Below are 14,948 nucleotides of genomic sequence, written 5' to 3'. Positions count from 1 at the left end.
ATCGTCAAGGGCGGCGGCATTCCGGAGGACTGGAAGGCGAAACCGGAGAAACTGGCACAAAAGGACCGCGACGCGCGCTGGACGCTCAAGCGTGGCCGGCGCAAGCGCCGCCCGGGCGCGCGCATGAGTTGGCCCGCACTGCCTGTCGGCGGAGGACCTCGGCCGGCTCGAAGCCTCGCTCTTCCTCGGGCTGACCATTGATGTCCCGGGCGACGTCCCAGGCGATGTCCCCGGCGACATGCCGGAGACCGCGCCCGCGCACGGCGGTCTGCTCGGGACGACATCCCACCGGCCGAGGCACTCACGATGCCAGAACTGCCCGCGCCTCCGAGGGCCCGCGCTGGAGGATCGAAGATGAATAGAATGTCGCCGATCCACCCCGACGCACTGGCTGGCGGCTGGCCGAGCTTCGCGCGGTCTTCGTCGGCCACGAAACCTCCGACAGGCTCGGGTCCGAGTTCCTGGCGCTTCTCGCGCGCCGACGCGGCGATCTCGCCGCCGGGATCCAGAAGCAGATGTGCGGTATCGCCGTGATCGGCGCCTCGGGCTCTGGCAAGACGCGCACGATCGCGCGGTTGCTGACGCGGCATGCTCCGGCGCCGGACGGCGAGTCCCCGGAGGTGTCGTTCGTCTCGCTGAGCGTGCTTTCGCCCGCGCCGCTGAAGTTCGTCGGCATGGCGACGCCGACCGCGCTCGGGTATGAGATCGAGCGCGACCGTCCGGCCTAGTCCGCGAGCACCTGCGCGCGCGCCGGACGCTGATCCTGCACTTCGACGAGGCGCAGGACATTCTCCGGCATCAGTCGCCGAGGGAGCTGCGCGCCGTGGTCAATACGCTGAAGTCGCTGCTGCGGGGCGGCTGGCCGGTCGGCGTCATCCTCTCCGGCACCGACGACCTCATTTCGATCCTCAACCATGATCCCCAGTTCGCCCGGCGGCTCTGTCCGATCGAGTTCAGGCGGCTCGATCCGGCTTCGGCGGACTGGATCTCGGGGCTGATCCACGAATTCGCGGGTCGCGCAGGCCTCATCCCGGCCGACGCTCCTCGCCGAGCGCGACTTCGGGGCACGGCTGCTGCATGTCGCCGACGGGCATTTCGGCCTTCTGATCGAGCAGATCATCGGAGCGATCGAGGAAGCCTGGCGCTCGGGCTCGGACGCGCTCGGGCCGGAGCATTTCGCGGCGATGTTCCGGCGCCGGTCGGGACGCCTCGATGGCCCGGATCCGTTCAGCGTGGCGAATTACACGCGGATCGATCCGCGCAGGATCCTGGACGCGACCGATCCCGCATGCGACGGATCGCGCTGACGCCTCCGCTGGTGGCGGGTGAAACCGCCACCTCCCTGGTTACCCGGCTCGCGGCCCGGAACCGTGCCGCCTTCGCCTCCGACTTCTGCCTCGATGTCGGGCTCGACTGGACCGGCACCATCCGAGGCGATGGCGCGGCGCTCGCTGAGCTCGCGGTCGTGGTCGGGGTCACCGCGCGGCGCTGACCCGCGCCTCGATCCGGACGCCGTCGCCGGGGCTGCATGATCCTCGGCGACGACATCACCAACCACGGCCTGGTCAACAAGGCGCTACCGCGCGTCTGCCCGCTCTGCGTGCTGGAGGACATCGCCGCGTCCGGGATCGCCGCCGCCGGGCGCTGCCACTGGTCGATCCTCGCGATCCAGCGCTGCCATTGCCACGGCGCCGAACTGATCGTGCTCTGGGTCGCGCGAACCGGGGGCAGGGCTACGACCTGAGCCGGCTCATAGGCTTGAACCTGGGGCGGATCAAGACCGCGGTGGCGGTCGTGGAACCGCGACCCGAGACCGCGCTGGAGCGCTACCTGCGGACAAAGGGTTGCGCGGCGTGGCCAATCGATCTGGCCGGACCGGCTGGCGCTCCACGTCGTGGCGCGAGCCGCGCAGGCGCTGGGATGCCGGATCCTCTTCGGCCCGGACCACCGCCCGCGCCAACTCGACGCCGACCAGTTGCGCCATGCGGGCCATACCGGCTTCGATATCCTCGCCCGGGGGCCGGACACGCTGCGCGAAATCCTCGCGGGTTTCGACACCGCGCCCTGCGCCGATCCGAGCCATCACAAGCGCAATTATGGCTGGTTCCATCAATGGCTGATGGGCATCCGCCAGTCGCCGGAGTTCGAGCGCGATCCGCGCCGTGGTCCGGACTCATATCGCTGGCGCCGCGCCCTGGCGCGCTGGCCGCGCGCTGCTGGGCGCCGAGGTTGACGAGGGTGACCTCCACTCCCATGGACGCGCGGGCGACCCGGTTCGGCTTCACCTGGTCGCGTGCCAATCGCATCACCAAGGCGTTCGGCCTCGGGCGCGCCTGGAACGGACGGACCTATTTCACCTAAACCGAGGCCCGCGCGGCCGAAGCGCTCATCGCGCGCCACATAACCAACAAGGAAGCCGCCCGAAGGCTCGGCGTCTCCATCGAACGGGTGATCCGCCTGACCGCCGAGGGGATCTCCAACACCGGACCCTCGGCGGGCGGCTCAGCTGCTATGATGCCGAGCAGATCGAGCAGATCCGGCGTGGCTGGGCGGTGGATTCTCATTGATTGCACTTGGAGGTGGTCTTCCAGCGGCAGCGGATGCCGCTGGAGGCCCTGACGGCTGCCACATTCCCGGGCCGGACGCTGCGGGCGCGGTTCCCAAGCGGCCATCCTCGATGCGGTTTCTGCCATTTCGGTATCGCGCTGAGCCCTGGGTTCCTCCCGACCACCGCGTTGGAGACTGCGCCGCGCGGGCACCTGTACTGCGTGCAACGTGCTGCTGTCGCCGCGCAGGGACCGTTTCGGCGCGCGACCGAGTGACTACGCGCCACCGGCGATCCGGGCGAGGCCGCCGATGTGGAACGCCTTCGTCTCGAGGTACTCCTCGATGCCCTCCCGCGCGCCCTCGCGGCCGAGCCCCGAGGCTTTCACGCCGCCGAAGGGAGCCTCGGCGTGGCTGACGGCTCCGGTGTTGAGCGCCACGAGTCCGACCTCCAGCGCGGCGCCGAACCGGAAGGCGCGGGACATGTCGGCGGTGTAGAAATAGGCTGCGAGGCCGAAAGGCGTCCCGTTGGCGAGTGCCAGCGCCTCGTCCTCGGTCTCGAACCGGAAGATCGGGGCGACGGGGCCGAAGGTTTCTTCCGAGGCGAGGCGCATGTCAGGCGTCGCGCCGGTCAAAACGACCGGATCGGCGAACCGCGCGCCCAGATCCCGGCGCCGGGTGACGCGCGTCGCCCCTCTCGCGAGCGCATCTTCCACATGGGCCTCGATCTTCGCGATGGCGGCCGCGTTGATCATCGGGCCGATCATCGTCCCGGGCTTGGTCCCGGCGCCTACCTTCAGGGCGTCGACCTTCGCAGCCAGCGCCGCGACGAAGCGGTCGTGAATGCCGGACTGGACCAGAACGCGGTTGGCGCAGACGCAGGTCTGCCCGCCGTTGCGAAACTTCGACGCCATGGCGCCTTCAACCGCCGCGTCGACATCCGCGTCGTCGAAGACGATGAAGGGAGCATTGCCGCCCAGTTCGAGCGACAGCTTCTTCAGGGTCGGCGCGCATTGCCCGGCCAGCAGTGCTCCGACGCGGGTCGAGCCGGTAAAGGAGAGCTTGCGCACCACGGGCGAGGCGGTGAGCGTCGCGCCGATGGCCTCGGGCCGGCCGGTGAGGATGTTGAGGACGCCTTTCGGGATGCCGGCCCGCTCCGCCAGCACGCCGAGCGCGAGCGCCGAATAGGGGGTGAAGTCCGAAGGCTTGATCACCATCGTACAGCCGGCGGCGAGGCCGGGGGCGACCTTGCGGGCGATCATGGCATTGGGGAAGTTCCAAGGCGTGATGATCGCGCAGACGCCGACCGGCTCCTTCATGGCGAGCAGCATCTTGCCCGGCACCGGCGATGGAATGACCGCGCCGTTGATCCGCCGCGCTTCCTCGGCGAACCAGCGCACGAAGGAGGCGCCGTAGAGGATCTCGGCCTTCGCCTCGGCCAGCGGCTTGCCCTGTTCGGCGGTGAGGATCGATGCGAGATCGTCGGCATGGTCGAGCATCAGCCGATGCCAGGCCAGGAGCAGATCGGCGCGCTCCAGATGCGTCCGGGCCTTCCAGGGCCCCATCGCCCGCTCGGCCGCGGCGATGGCCGCCTCCGTCTCGGCGGCGGTGCAATCGGGCATCTGGCCGAGGGTGCCGCCGGTGGCGGGATCGGTGACCTCCATGTCCGCGCGGGAGAGCCACGCGCCGTCGATCAGCGCGGCCTCGCGAAACAGGTCCGGGTCGCGGAGCCGCGCGCGGAGATCGGCGGTCGGTATCGCATGCGTGGTCATCTCAGCCCTCCATCGCGGCGAGCACGGCCGCGGTGATTTCATCGGTGGTGTTGAGGCCCGGACGGGTGCCGATGCCCCTCGAAGTGGCGGTTTCGATCGCGGCGAGTACCGCTCCCGCGGCCTCGCTTTCGCCGAGGTGGTCGAGCATCTGCGCGGCCGACCAGATGGCGGCGATCGGGTTGGCGATGTTTCTGCCCGCGATATCGGGAGCCGAGCCATGCACCGGCTCGAACATCGAGGGCGCGGTGCGTTCGGGGTTGATGTTCGCCGATGCCGCGAAGCCCAGCCCTCCCTGGATGGCCGCTCCGAGATCGGTGAGGATGTCGCCGAAGAGGTTCGATGCGACGACCACGTCGAGATCCCGCGGCGCCATCACCATCTTCGCGGCCATGGCGTCGATATGCATCCGGCTGACGGTCACGTCCGGGTAGTCCGCGGCGAGCTCCTCCGTCACCTCGTCCCAAAACACCATCGAATATTTCTGCGCGTTGGACTTGGTGACCGAGGTGAGGTGGCCTCGCCGCGCGCGTGCCTGCTCGAAGCCGAAACGCAGGATGCGCTCGACGCCCGCGCGGGTGAAGATCGCGGTCTCGACCGCGACCTCGTTGCCCGTGCCCTGGTGCACACGGCCGCCGGCGCCGGAATATTCCCCTTCCGTATTCTCGCGGACGCAGAGGATATCGAACCCTCCGCTCCTGAGCGGTCCCTCCACACCCTTCAACAAGCGGTGCGGGCGAATGTTCGCGTACTGGTTGAAGGCCTTGCGGATCGGCAGCAGCAGCCCGTGCAGCGAGACCGAGTCGGGAACGCTGGCGGGCCAGCCCACCGCGCCGAGCAAGATCGCATCGAAGCCCCGGAGGATCTCGATACCGTCCCCGGGCATCATCTCGCCCGTCGTCCGGTAGTGGTCGCATGACCAGGGGAAGGTCTCGGAGGAGAGGCCGAAGCCGAAGCGCGCGGCGGCGGCGCTCGTCACCCTCATCGCCGCGTCGGTCACCTCCGTGCCGATTCCGTCGCCGGGAATGAGTGCCAGTCTGTATTCGTCCATCATGTCGCTCCCGTCCGTGGCCCCGCTGGGGCGGCGGCGTTGGTCCAAGTCTGGTCCTTTCCGGGAGCCCGGGATGTTTGCCCGAGCTGGCCCGCGTGGAGAAATGTCCCATGCACGCGCCGGGAGATGCTGCCGAAGATCCCGGTCCGGCGGCAGTTATGCGCGGGCGACGGGAACCAGCCGCGATTTCCTGCCGCGGGAGGTCTTTCGGAAAGATCCGAATCGGAACGTCCTGGAATCGCATGGGGCGACCCGGATTCGGCCGCGCGCTTCCCAAATCGTGCTCACCGTGCCTTGGGATTGGCCGGCTCCAGCATTTTGTGTCGAAGCGCCACCGACATTCAGCACGACATTTCGCACGACTTCGCGCATTATAAACAAACAGTCCAGACGGCTTGTATGGAGAAAACATGAACGACGAGCATCAGGGGCGATACGCGAAACTCCGGGCGAGCCTCGCCTCGAAGGGTCTCGACGCGGCGCTCATCACGTCGACCGACAGCATCTACTACCTGACCGGCTTTCGCTACGTTCCGTTCGAACGCGCCTTCTTCCTGGTCGCGCGGCCGGAGGGCGATCCCGTCATCGTGACGCCGCGGATCGAAGCCGAGAATATCGCGACAATCGCGCTGCCGCACCGGATCGTCGAATATGTCGACTATCCCGCCCTGCCGGGCGAGACCTATCTCGACGCGCTCGGCTCGGTGCTGTCCGTCGGGGAGCGGATCGCGGTCGAGCCTTCGATGCCCGCCGAGATCATGGCCGGCATCGCGGATTACGCGCCCGAAGTCATGCCGCTGATCGAGACGCTCCGGCTCGTCAAGTCGGCGGACGAGATCCGCCGCGTCGAGACCGCCGCGAGATACTCCGACCTCGGTCTCCGCATGATCATGGACGCGGCCCGGCTGGGAAACTCGATCAAGGGTGGCTACGACCGGATACCGGAACTGCGCGCTGAGATCGTGAGGCGCGAGGGAACATTCGACCAGTACACGAGTTCGATCTGGCTCGGCGCCTGGGCCGCGCCCTTCAGCGCCCAGCCGCACCGCTTTCCCGAACCCTCCGATACCTTCCGGGAAGGCCCGAACGTCGGCCTCTCCTTCCTGCGCGTGAACGGCTACTCGGCGGAGACGGAGCGGACCTTCTTCCTTCATGCCCCCTCGGCGGAAGAGGCCGAGATCTTCGCCACGATGCTCGCGGCCTGCGACATCGGCTACGACATGCTGCGCCCGGGCATCAGCGCGCATGAGGTGGACCATCGCGTCATGACCTTCCTGCGCGCCGAGGGCTTCGGCGACAATCTCCTGCACCGCGTCGGGCATGGCATCGGCATGGGCGGCCATGAGGGGCCCTGGGTCGCCGAGGGCAGCGACGACGTGCTCGAGGAGAACATGATCATCAGCATCGAGCCCGGCCTCTACTGGCGGGGACAGGGCGGATACCGTCATTCGGACACCGTGCTCATCACCTCCGACGGCTACCGGAAGCTGACGGATTTCTCGCGCGATATCAATGCGATGACTCTGGTCTGACCCAGACCCGGACATCAGAAGAGGAGTTCCAGGATGCAAGACCTGATGGCAAGATTGCTCGGAGCGGCCGTCACCGCGACCGTCGCCTCCGGGGTGACGGCGCAGGAGATCACGCTCAATCTGTCGAACGAATACGCCGCCAACTCCATTCACGGCGTTGGCGACGCGCGCTTCGCCGAGGTCGTCGCCGAGGAAACCGATGGCGAGGTCGAGATCATCGTCCATTACGGCGGCGCGCTGGGGTACAAATCCGCCGATCATTTCGACGCCGTGGGTGAAGGAGCCCTGGAAATCGCCGATACCTATGGCGGGGCGCTCGGCGGCATCGATCCCTTGTTCCTCGTGTCGTCCCTGCCGTTCCTGGTCGCGGATATCGACGAGGCGCGACTTCTCTACGAGGCTTCGGAGGCGAGCTTCGAGCGGATCTTCGAGGAGAACGACCAGATCCTGCTCTATGCCTCGCCCTGGCCGCCGTCGGGCATCTGGGGAGAAGTTCCCTTCGACAATCAGGCGGCGCTCTCGGGGGTGAAGATCCGTACCTATGACAAGAACGGGACTACCACCCTCAACCAGCTCGGCGCCAACGCGGTGCGCATGTCCTGGGCGGATGTCGTTCCGGCCAGTTCCACCGGCGCGATCGACGCGGTCCTGAGTTCCGCCGAAGGCGGCGTCAGTTCGAGCTTCAGCGATTATTACGACACCTATACCGAGATCTTCGACTACGCGATCGTGCTGAACTTCGTCCACATGAGCCGTTTCGTGTTCGACGACCTCAGCGAGGAGCAGCGGCAAGGGGTTCTTCGCGCCGCCGAGCGGGTGAGCGCCGAGAACTGGGCGGCGGTGCCGGACCGTCTGGCCGCGACCTACAGGCAGCTGGAAGAACAGAACGTGACGGTCGTGACCTCGACCGACCCGACCTACCGCGACGCCCTGCGGGCGGCCGGGCAGACAACGCTCGACGAGTGGCTGGCCGATACCGGACCCGAGGGCCAGGAGATCATCGATGCGTTCAAGGCCAAACTGACCAACTAGCCTGACCAGCCGGTTTGACCAATCGGATCATGCGAGCCGGCGGGCCCTGGCGTCCGCCCGCGAAAACCACAATGTCACAGGGAGGGAGATCGATGCGCACCCTGCAATCGCTCGTGGACCTCGTCGCCAGACTGGCGATGGTCCTCGCCGCGGCCATTCTGATCTACGCCGTCGGCCACATACTTCTCGAAACGCTGCTGCGGTCGCTGTTCGGGATCTCGACCAATGTTCTCGATGAGTTCATCGGCTTCGCCGTCATGGGCATCACCTTCCTGTCGCTCGCCTGGGCGCTGCGCAGCGGGGCGATGATCCGCGTCACCCTGTTGACCGACGTTCTCCCGGACCGGGTGTTCCGGGGACTGGAGGGCATCGTCGCCGCCACCGGCTTCGCGATGGTCGCGGGCATCACCGTCTTCCTGTTCAGGAACATGGCCAAGGACTGGAGCCGCGGCGCGGTGAGCGCGAGCATCGCCGAGGTACCGCTCTGGATCCCCGACCTCATCGCCTTCCTGGGCGCGGCGCTGCTTGCGACGCAGCTCATGCTGCGGGCGCTGGCGGCGGTGTTCGGCCCGTTCGAGCGCGAGCACGCGGCGGGGGAGGCGCTCTGACATGGACCCGATCCTCGCCACCCTGGTCGTCTTCCTGATCCTGATCCTGGCGCTCGCCTCCGGCATGTGGGTCTTCCTCGGCCTCGCCTTCGCCGCCACCGCGTCGCTCTACGGGATCATGGAGTATTCGCCCGAGCGGATCGGCGCCATCGCCAGCCGCATCGTGGTCCGGAGCGCGAGCTCCTGGGAACTCGCCGCCGTGCCGATGTTCATCTGGATGGGTGAGCTCATGTTCCGCACGGACATATCGGACCGGCTGTTCCGCGGCCTGGCTCCCCTCGTGCGCTTCATCCCCGGTGGATTGCTGCACACCAACGTCGCGGGCTCGGCGCTCTTCGCCGCCGTCTCGGGGTCCAGCGCGGCCACGACCGCGACGGTGGGCAAGATCACCACCACCGAATTGCTCCAGCGCGGCTATTCGGAAAGCCTGGCACTCGGGTCGCTCGCCGGGGCCGGCAGCCTCGGCCTGCTGATCCCGCCCTCGATCGTACTCATCATCTACGGTGTCCTGGCCGAGGTCTCGATCGCCAAGCTTTTCATCGCGGGCATCGTCCCGGGCCTCCTGGTGGCGGCGCTCTACGCGGCCTACATTTCCGTCCGCTGCCTGCTGAACCCGAGCCTGTCGCCGAAATCGGACTACGATCCGGACGACGAGCGCCCGATGGAGATTCTGCGCAACCTCGCGCCCGTGCTCTCGCTGATCGTCGTCGTGCTCGGGTCGATCTACACCGGCTGGGCGACCCCGTCCGAGGCCGCCGGCATCGGGGTCTTCGCAGCCATCGTCTTCTCGGCGGCGACGCGGCAGCTCAGCTGGCAGGTGTTCCGCGACTCGCTCGCCGGCGCGCTCACCACCTCGGCGATGGTCTGCGCGATCCTGATGTGCGCGGCCTTCCTGTCGTCGGCGATCGGCTACATGCACATCCCGCGCGAGATCGCGCTCTTCATCGAGGGGCTGAACATGTCGCCCCATGTTCTGATCCTGTGCCTCGCGCTCTTCTACATCGTGCTTGGCTTCTTCCTCGACGGCATCTCGATCATCGTCATGAGCCTGCCGATCACCCTGCCCATCGTCGTTCAGGCGGGCTTCGATCCGGTCTGGTACGGGATCTTCCTGGTCATCATGATCGAGCTCGGATTGATGACGCCGCCGGTCGGATTCAACCTATTCGTCATCCAGGCGATCAGCCGCAGGACCATCGGCCGGGTCGCGCTCTATTCGATCCCGTTCTTCCTGCTCATGTGCCTGGCCGCTTCCCTACTCGTGGCCTTCCCCGAAATTGTGCTGTGGCTGCCCGATGTGCTCGGCCAGTCCGTGAACGGATAGGAGGAAATCCGGATGCCGGAAGGAACCGCTCTGGCCGACAGGCGCCGAACGCAGGAGGAGCGTTCGCAGGAGACGCAGGAACGGATACTGCGGGGCGCGCTCGCCTGCATCTCGCTGAACGGGCTGCAGCGCACCTCGACGCATGACATCGCACGCAAGGCGGAGGTCAGCCGGGGGGCCCTGCTGCATCACTATCCGACCCGCGCCTCGCTGCTCGAAGCCGCCTTCTCGCTGCTGCTCGACGAGGAAATCGACCGGATCTCGGAGTTTTCCGAGACCCTATCCCGCGACGGTTCCGCGATCGGGGTCCTGATCGACTTCATCCGCGAGCGCTATTCCGGTCCACTGTTCTACGTCACGCTCGACTACCTCGCGCTGGCGCGGGTCGACGAGGAAACCATGGCCGCGGTCATGCCCGGCTCGACCCGCTATATCGAGAAGCTCGCCACACTCTGGGACAAATGCCTGGCGGAAGTGCCGCTCTCGGCCGAACGGAAGAACGCGCTCATGGATCAGACCATGCTGCTCATCCGCGGCATGTCGTTCCAGAAGATCTGGCGCGACGACCCCACCTATTTCGATGCCATCCTGCGCGACTGGACCGATCAGCTGCGAAGGCAACTCTCGACCCCGGAATAGCGCGGCAGTTCCTGCCGCGCGCGGCGGAAATGAAAAACGTCATGCCGCGGGCGAGCACACGAATGGCCGAATATTTCGAGTGAATCGAAGTGTCATGGGGACATCGATCTGTCCCGAGGAGGAAGTGAAATGCTTGATAATTCGCTCGAGATGCTGGACCGCGCGCATCTCGTCCATCCCGTCGTCGCGCTCCGCGAGCATGAGCGCCGGGGCGTGACCGTCCTGGAGTCGGGACGGGGCTGCTATCTGACCGACTCCCGCGGGAACGAGCTGCTGGACGGCTTCGCGGGGCTCTGGTGCGTCAACGCGGGATACGGGCACAAGTCCATCGTCGCCGCCGCGACCGAGCAGATGGAGCGGCTGCCCTATGCGACCGGCTATTTCCACTTCGGAAGCGCGCCCGCGATCCGACTGGCGGCCGAGCTCGCGGAACTGGCGCCGGGCAGCCTCGACCATGTCTTCTTCACGCTGGGCGGGTCCGACGCGGTGGATACGGTGATCCGGCTGGTGCGCTACTACTGGAATGCCCGTGGCGAGACCGAGAAGAAGCACTTCATCGCGCTCGAAGCCGGCTATCACGGGTCGAGTTCGAACGGGTCCGGGCTGACCGCGCTGCCGCTCTTCCACGACAAGTTCGACGTACCTCTGCCGTGGCAGCATCATATCCCGTCGCCGAACCCCTACCGGCACCCCGCGGGCCCGGATGGCGATGCCATCATCGCCGCCTCGACGCGGGCGCTGCGCGACAAGGTCGCCGAGATCGGCCGCGAGAAGGTCGCCGCCTTCATCATGGAACCGGTTCAGGGTTCGGGCGGGGTGATCGTGCCGCCGAAGGGTTTTGGCAAGGCGATGGAAGCGACCTGCCGCGAGCTCGGCATTCTCTTCATCGTCGACGAGGTCATCACCGCTTTCGGCAGGACCGGCCCGATGTTCGCCTGCGAGCACGAGGGTCTCAGCCCGGACTTCCTGACGATCGCCAAGGGGCTGACCTCCGGCTACGCCCCGATGGGCGCGGCGCTGATGGCCGACCACGTCTATGACGTCATCGCCGACGCCGCGCCCGATGGCGTGCCGATGGGCCACGGCTTCACCTATTCCGGACACCCGGTCAGCGCCGCCGTCGGCCTCGAAGTGCTGAAACTCTATCGCGGCGGGCTGATCGACAACGCCCTCCAGGTCGGCGCCTATTTCGAGGACCGGCTGCGCGGCTTCGAGGACCATCCGCTGGTCGGGGACGTGCGTGCGAAGGGCCTGCTCGCGGCGATCGAACTCGTCGCCGACAAGACGAGCAAGGCCAAGTTCCCGGCCGAGCGCAAGATCGCGGCGAAACTGGCCGAGGCCGGTTATCGCAACAAGCTGATCTTCCGGGCATTCGCGGACGGAACACTCGGCTTCGCGCCCCCGATCTGCATCACCGAGGGCGAGGTCGATCTGCTGATCGACCGTGTCGCCGCGACCCTGCGAGAAATTTCCGAATCCTGAAGGAGCGTCCCAAATGAAACTCACCGACTTCAAGGCCCTGACATTCGACGTCTACGGCACCCTCATCGACTGGGAGAGCGGCATGATCGCCGGCCTGAAGGGCCTGACGGATCGCGTCGAACGCCCGCTCAGCCGCGATGAGATCCTCGAAGCCCATGCCCGCCATGAATCGAGCCAGCAGAAATTCACCCCGGCCAAGCGCTACGCAGAACTGCTGCCGATCGTCTTCAAGCGTCTGGCCGAGGAATGGGGCACGACCTGCACCCACGAGCAATGCGCCGCCTATGGGCGCTCCGTCGCCGACTGGCCGGCCTTCCCCGACAGCGAAGGCGCGCTGCGGTATCTCAAGAAGCACTACAAGCTCGTCGTCCTGTCAAACGTCGACAACGAGAGCTTCACGCATTCGAACGCCAGGCTCGGTGTCGATTTCGACGCGCGCTACACGGCGGAGGACGTGGGCAGCTACAAGCCGGCAGACCGCAACTTCGACTACATGCTGGAGAAACTGCGGACCCTCGGCATCGAGAAGTCCGATATCCTGCATACCGCGGAAAGCATGTTCCACGATCACGCGCCGGCGAACCGCTTCGGACTGGCCAACTGCTGGATCTACCGCCGTCATGATCAAAAGGGCTTTGGCGCGACGATGAACCCGGGCGACACGCCGAAATACGATTTCCGGTTCAACTCGATGGCCGATCTGGTCAAGGCCCATCAGGAAGAACTGCGCGCCTGACGGCGCCACGCGAAGGGGGAGGCTGAGCCATGATCGGGAGCCCGAAACTCGACCGGATCGACATCAACATTCTCGCGCAGCTTCAGGCGAACAGCGGAATGACGAATGTGAAGCTCGCCGACGCGGTCGGTCTCTCCCCTTCACCCTGCCTGCAGCGCGTGAAACGTCTCGAGAAGGCGGGCTACATCCGCGGCTACCAGGCGCGGCTGAATGTGTCGAAACTGGTCGAGAACATTCTGGTCTTCACCGAAGTGACCCTCTCCGACCATCGGCGCGATGATTTCATCACGTTCGAGCGGGAGATCGTGAAGGTAGAGAACCTGCAGGAACTGCATCTCGTCAGCGGCGGCTATGACTACCTCCTGAAATTCTCGGTCAGGAACGTCGGACACTATCAGGACGTGATCACGCGAATCCTCGAGCAACGGATCGGGGTGGACAAATACTTCAGCTACATCGTCATCCGGACGCTGCTTGACAGGGGTCATGTGCCGCTCAGGTCGCTGATAGCGGATGACCGGAGCGACGGCGCGGAAGACTAACCGCCGGCCCGTCTGATCCGCGGGACCCGGGCTCGTCCCACCGCGGGCGGGCCGGCTTCCGCGCGAAACCCCAGCAACAGAGTCCCAGCAACAGAGTCAAGGGCATGAAGAAGAACCAGATCGTCTACGAGGACTTCGCCAAGGTCGAGATGCGGGTCGGCAGGATCGTCGACGTGAAGCCGTTTCCCCGCGCCCGCAACCCGTCCTACAAGGTCGAGGTCGACTTCGGCGAGCTTGGCCGCCGCTGGTCGAGCGTCCAGATCACCAACTATCCCGAGGATGAGCTGATCGGACGGCTCGTCGTCTGCGTCGTCAACATGCCGGCGCGCAACATCGCGGGTTTCAAGTCCGAGATCCTCGTCATGGGCGCCCCGGACGCCGAAGGCCGCACGATGCTGCTGCGGCCCGATGCCGGAGCCACGATCGGTTCGGAGGTCTTCTGATGGACAACAACGGACGGGCCACCGCTCTCGGCGGTCTGGCGATCCTCTCCTGGGGGACACTGGGCGCGCTCGGCGCCTCGGTGGCGAATGTGGCGCCCTATCTCGTGCTGGGGCTGTGTTTCGGCATCGCGGCGATCACCGGCGCCGTCGTTTGCGCCGCGAGCGGCACCCGGCTGGCGCCGTTGAGGTCGGCGGAGACGCTGGTCGCGGCCGCGCTGCTGACCGTATACCATCTGCTCTACCTCGCGGCCTTCCGCTTCGCAGAGCCGATCCCGGTGTCGCTCATCAACTACCTGTGGCCTGCCATCCTGGTCGTGACCGGCAATCTGTTCTTCGGACTGAATTCCGGCTGGCGTGGCTATCTGGGCGCGGGCGCGGGTTTTCTCGGTGTCCTCGTGCTTGTCGGCGGCGACGGTCTCGACCTCAGCGCCTCCGACGCCACGGGATACGGCCTGGCGCTTCTGGGCGCATGCTGCTGGGCCACCTATTCCAATCTGCGCCGGAGCGCGCGGTTCGACGGCGCCGGCGCCATGGTGACTATCTGCGCCGTCTCCGCCGGCATCTGCCTCGCGGTCGCCGTGGCAATGGGCGAGAGCATCGCCGCGCTCACGACGCGCGATCTTCTCGTGATCGCGCTTCTCGGGTTCGGGCCCGCCGGCGGCGCGTTCTTCCTGTGGGATATCGGCATGCGCGAGGGTAACGCCGCGCTTCTCGGCGTCCTCGGCTATTCGGCGCCGGTCCTGTCGACGGTCCTGATGGTCGTGCTCGGCTTCGGCGAGGCTTCCTGGAACATGGCCGCCGCCGTGCTTCTGATCACCCTCGGCGGCCTCTTCGTCCGAAATCGTCGATCGATCCGCGATGGTGAGGCGCGACTGGCATGATTCACGCCGTCGGGGGGATCAGAGGCTGGCGACCCCAGTCTACCTAGCCGGTGCCGGCACATTCCGGCGCAAGATGCAGCGGGGAAATCGAAAAGGACCCGCTGCGCCGAAACCAGTCGATATCAGCGCGGCGCTCAGCGGGTATACGATTTCTCATTCGGCGATTCGGCGAGCCGCGGGCAGACGATCGTGGTTGATGGCAGGCAGCTTGGCATTGGAGGGCGTTCGACTGATCTTCCGCTCCATAATATTAGGGCGTCGACTCATAAACTCTGACACCAGATCCTCGCGGCTGTGAGCTTGACGGCGGCGAGGAAGTTCTCCGGGTCCTTGTCGTAGCGTGTGGCGATGCCTCGAAACTGCTT

17 protein-coding genes and 3 pseudogenes are annotated in these 14,948 nt (G+C 66.5%); 17 read left to right on the top strand and 3 right to left on the bottom strand.

What is annotated here, in order from left to right:
• The 7 genes and pseudogenes from ACLJK8_RS19815 to ACLJK8_RS19785 all read left to right on the top strand — a co-directional run.
• Nucleotides 1-201: pseudogene (locus ACLJK8_RS19815) on the top strand (hypothetical protein); the annotation flags it as partial.
• A gap of 314 nt (nt 202-515) precedes the next feature.
• Nucleotides 516-728 (top strand): hypothetical protein, encoded by a 213-nt coding sequence (locus ACLJK8_RS19810; RefSeq protein ID WP_413152085.1) that lies wholly within the window; start codon nt 516-518, stop codon nt 726-728.
• 11 nt (nt 729-739) lie between these two features.
• Nucleotides 740-898, top strand: a pseudogene (locus ACLJK8_RS19805) (hypothetical protein); the annotation flags it as partial.
• Between the two features lie 390 nt (nt 899-1,288).
• Nucleotides 1,289-1,492 carry a hypothetical protein gene (locus ACLJK8_RS19800; protein WP_413152083.1) on the top strand — a complete coding sequence of 68 codons (204 nt, stop codon included), beginning with the start codon at nt 1,289-1,291 and terminating at the stop codon, nt 1,490-1,492.
• 36 nt (nt 1,493-1,528) lie between these two features.
• Nucleotides 1,529-1,744, top strand: a complete 216-nt coding sequence (locus tag ACLJK8_RS19795; protein ID WP_413152082.1) for a hypothetical protein — start codon at nt 1,529-1,531, stop codon at nt 1,742-1,744.
• Nucleotides 1,745-1,894: 150 nt separating this feature from the next.
• Nucleotides 1,895-2,233 carry a hypothetical protein gene (locus ACLJK8_RS19790; protein ID WP_413152080.1) on the top strand — a complete coding sequence of 113 codons (339 nt, stop codon included), beginning with the start codon at nt 1,895-1,897 and terminating at the stop codon, nt 2,231-2,233.
• A gap of 5 nt (nt 2,234-2,238) precedes the next feature.
• Nucleotides 2,239-2,361: a hypothetical protein gene (locus ACLJK8_RS19785; RefSeq protein WP_413152079.1), complete on the top strand. Its 123-nt coding sequence runs from the start codon at nt 2,239-2,241 to the stop codon at nt 2,359-2,361.
• A gap of 461 nt (nt 2,362-2,822) precedes the next feature.
• On the opposite strand, the gene ACLJK8_RS19780 is transcribed toward ACLJK8_RS19785, so the two are convergent.
• Nucleotides 2,823-4,316: an NAD-dependent succinate-semialdehyde dehydrogenase gene (locus ACLJK8_RS19780; RefSeq protein WP_413152078.1), complete on the bottom strand. Its 1,494-nt coding sequence runs from the start codon at nt 4,314-4,316 to the stop codon at nt 2,823-2,825.
• Nucleotide 4,317: 1 nt separating this feature from the next.
• Complete coding sequence (locus ACLJK8_RS19775; RefSeq protein WP_413152077.1) at nt 4,318-5,367, bottom strand: tartrate dehydrogenase; 1,050 nt, start codon at nt 5,365-5,367, stop codon at nt 4,318-4,320.
• 407 nt (nt 5,368-5,774) lie between these two features.
• On the opposite strand from ACLJK8_RS19775, the gene ACLJK8_RS19770 reads away from it, so the two are divergent.
• The 10 genes from ACLJK8_RS19770 (at nt 5,775) to ACLJK8_RS19725 (ending at nt 14,583) form a co-directional block, all read left to right on the top strand.
• Nucleotides 5,775-6,896, top strand: coding sequence for a M24 family metallopeptidase (locus ACLJK8_RS19770; protein WP_413152076.1), 1,122 nt, complete (start codon nt 5,775-5,777; stop codon nt 6,894-6,896).
• Nucleotides 6,897-6,929: 33 nt separating this feature from the next.
• A complete protein-coding gene (locus tag ACLJK8_RS19765) occupies nt 6,930-7,928 on the top strand; it encodes a TRAP transporter substrate-binding protein (protein WP_413152074.1) in 999 nt (332 codons plus the stop codon).
• Between the two features lie 92 nt (nt 7,929-8,020).
• Nucleotides 8,021-8,536: a TRAP transporter small permease gene (locus tag ACLJK8_RS19760; RefSeq protein WP_413152073.1), complete on the top strand. Its 516-nt coding sequence runs from the start codon at nt 8,021-8,023 to the stop codon at nt 8,534-8,536.
• A 1-nt stretch (nt 8,537) separates the two neighbouring features.
• Nucleotides 8,538-9,860 (top strand): TRAP transporter large permease, encoded by a 1,323-nt coding sequence (locus ACLJK8_RS19755; protein ID WP_413152072.1) that lies wholly within the window; start codon nt 8,538-8,540, stop codon nt 9,858-9,860.
• A gap of 12 nt (nt 9,861-9,872) precedes the next feature.
• Nucleotides 9,873-10,499, top strand: coding sequence for a TetR/AcrR family transcriptional regulator (locus ACLJK8_RS19750; RefSeq protein WP_413152071.1), 627 nt, complete (start codon nt 9,873-9,875; stop codon nt 10,497-10,499).
• Nucleotides 10,500-10,628: 129 nt separating this feature from the next.
• A complete protein-coding gene (locus ACLJK8_RS19745; protein WP_413152070.1) occupies nt 10,629-11,981 on the top strand; it encodes an aminotransferase class III-fold pyridoxal phosphate-dependent enzyme in 1,353 nt (450 codons plus the stop codon).
• A gap of 13 nt (nt 11,982-11,994) precedes the next feature.
• On the top strand, nt 11,995-12,717 hold the full coding sequence (locus ACLJK8_RS19740) for a haloacid dehalogenase type II (protein WP_413152069.1): 723 nt from the start codon (nt 11,995-11,997) through the stop codon (nt 12,715-12,717).
• A 29-nt stretch (nt 12,718-12,746) separates the two neighbouring features.
• The gene (locus ACLJK8_RS19735; protein ID WP_413152067.1) at nt 12,747-13,259 is read left to right on the top strand and encodes an Lrp/AsnC family transcriptional regulator; all 513 of its coding nucleotides are present in this window, start codon (nt 12,747-12,749) and stop codon (nt 13,257-13,259) included.
• A gap of 104 nt (nt 13,260-13,363) precedes the next feature.
• Nucleotides 13,364-13,702 carry a tRNA-binding protein gene (locus tag ACLJK8_RS19730; protein ID WP_413152066.1) on the top strand — a complete coding sequence of 113 codons (339 nt, stop codon included), beginning with the start codon at nt 13,364-13,366 and terminating at the stop codon, nt 13,700-13,702.
• The gene (locus tag ACLJK8_RS19725; RefSeq protein WP_413152065.1) at nt 13,702-14,583 is read left to right on the top strand and encodes a DMT family transporter; all 882 of its coding nucleotides are present in this window, start codon (nt 13,702-13,704) and stop codon (nt 14,581-14,583) included. The genes ACLJK8_RS19730 and ACLJK8_RS19725 overlap by 1 nt, the downstream gene beginning before the upstream one ends.
• A 263-nt stretch (nt 14,584-14,846) precedes the next feature.
• Here the strand turns inward: ACLJK8_RS19725 and ACLJK8_RS19720 are convergent.
• A pseudogene (locus ACLJK8_RS19720) lies at nt 14,847-14,948 on the bottom strand (IS5/IS1182 family transposase); the annotation flags it as partial.

This window comes from Amaricoccus sp. W119, from assembly GCF_047275745.1.
GTDB lineage: Bacteria > Pseudomonadota > Alphaproteobacteria > Rhodobacterales > Rhodobacteraceae > Amaricoccus.
Note: the sequence above shows the minus strand (reverse complement) of the source record. Positions and strands in the feature narration are given on the sequence as shown.

What these genes read in the sequence shown, in the direction of transcription:
- ACLJK8_RS19810 (WP_413152085.1), top strand. Translation starts at nt 516, where the DNA reads ATGTGCGGTATCGCCGTGATCGGCGCCTCGGGCTCTGGCAAGACGCGC.
- ACLJK8_RS19800 (WP_413152083.1), top strand. Translation starts at nt 1,289, where the DNA reads ATGCGACGGATCGCGCTGACGCCTCCGCTGGTGGCGGGTGAAACCGCC.
- ACLJK8_RS19795 (WP_413152082.1), top strand. Translation starts at nt 1,529, where the DNA reads ATGATCCTCGGCGACGACATCACCAACCACGGCCTGGTCAACAAGGCG.
- ACLJK8_RS19780 (WP_413152078.1), bottom strand. Translation starts at nt 4,316, where the DNA reads ATGACCACGCATGCGATACCGACCGCCGATCTCCGCGCGCGGCTCCGC.
- ACLJK8_RS19775 (WP_413152077.1), bottom strand. Translation starts at nt 5,367, where the DNA reads ATGATGGACGAATACAGACTGGCACTCATTCCCGGCGACGGAATCGGC.
- ACLJK8_RS19770 (WP_413152076.1), top strand. Translation starts at nt 5,775, where the DNA reads ATGAACGACGAGCATCAGGGGCGATACGCGAAACTCCGGGCGAGCCTC.
- ACLJK8_RS19765 (WP_413152074.1), top strand. Translation starts at nt 6,930, where the DNA reads ATGCAAGACCTGATGGCAAGATTGCTCGGAGCGGCCGTCACCGCGACC.
- ACLJK8_RS19760 (WP_413152073.1), top strand. Translation starts at nt 8,021, where the DNA reads ATGCGCACCCTGCAATCGCTCGTGGACCTCGTCGCCAGACTGGCGATG.
- ACLJK8_RS19755 (WP_413152072.1), top strand. Translation starts at nt 8,538, where the DNA reads ATGGACCCGATCCTCGCCACCCTGGTCGTCTTCCTGATCCTGATCCTG.
- ACLJK8_RS19750 (WP_413152071.1), top strand. Translation starts at nt 9,873, where the DNA reads ATGCCGGAAGGAACCGCTCTGGCCGACAGGCGCCGAACGCAGGAGGAG.
- ACLJK8_RS19745 (WP_413152070.1), top strand. Translation starts at nt 10,629, where the DNA reads ATGCTTGATAATTCGCTCGAGATGCTGGACCGCGCGCATCTCGTCCAT.
- ACLJK8_RS19740 (WP_413152069.1), top strand. Translation starts at nt 11,995, where the DNA reads ATGAAACTCACCGACTTCAAGGCCCTGACATTCGACGTCTACGGCACC.
- ACLJK8_RS19735 (WP_413152067.1), top strand. Translation starts at nt 12,747, where the DNA reads ATGATCGGGAGCCCGAAACTCGACCGGATCGACATCAACATTCTCGCG.
- ACLJK8_RS19730 (WP_413152066.1), top strand. Translation starts at nt 13,364, where the DNA reads ATGAAGAAGAACCAGATCGTCTACGAGGACTTCGCCAAGGTCGAGATG.
- ACLJK8_RS19725 (WP_413152065.1), top strand. Translation starts at nt 13,702, where the DNA reads ATGGACAACAACGGACGGGCCACCGCTCTCGGCGGTCTGGCGATCCTC.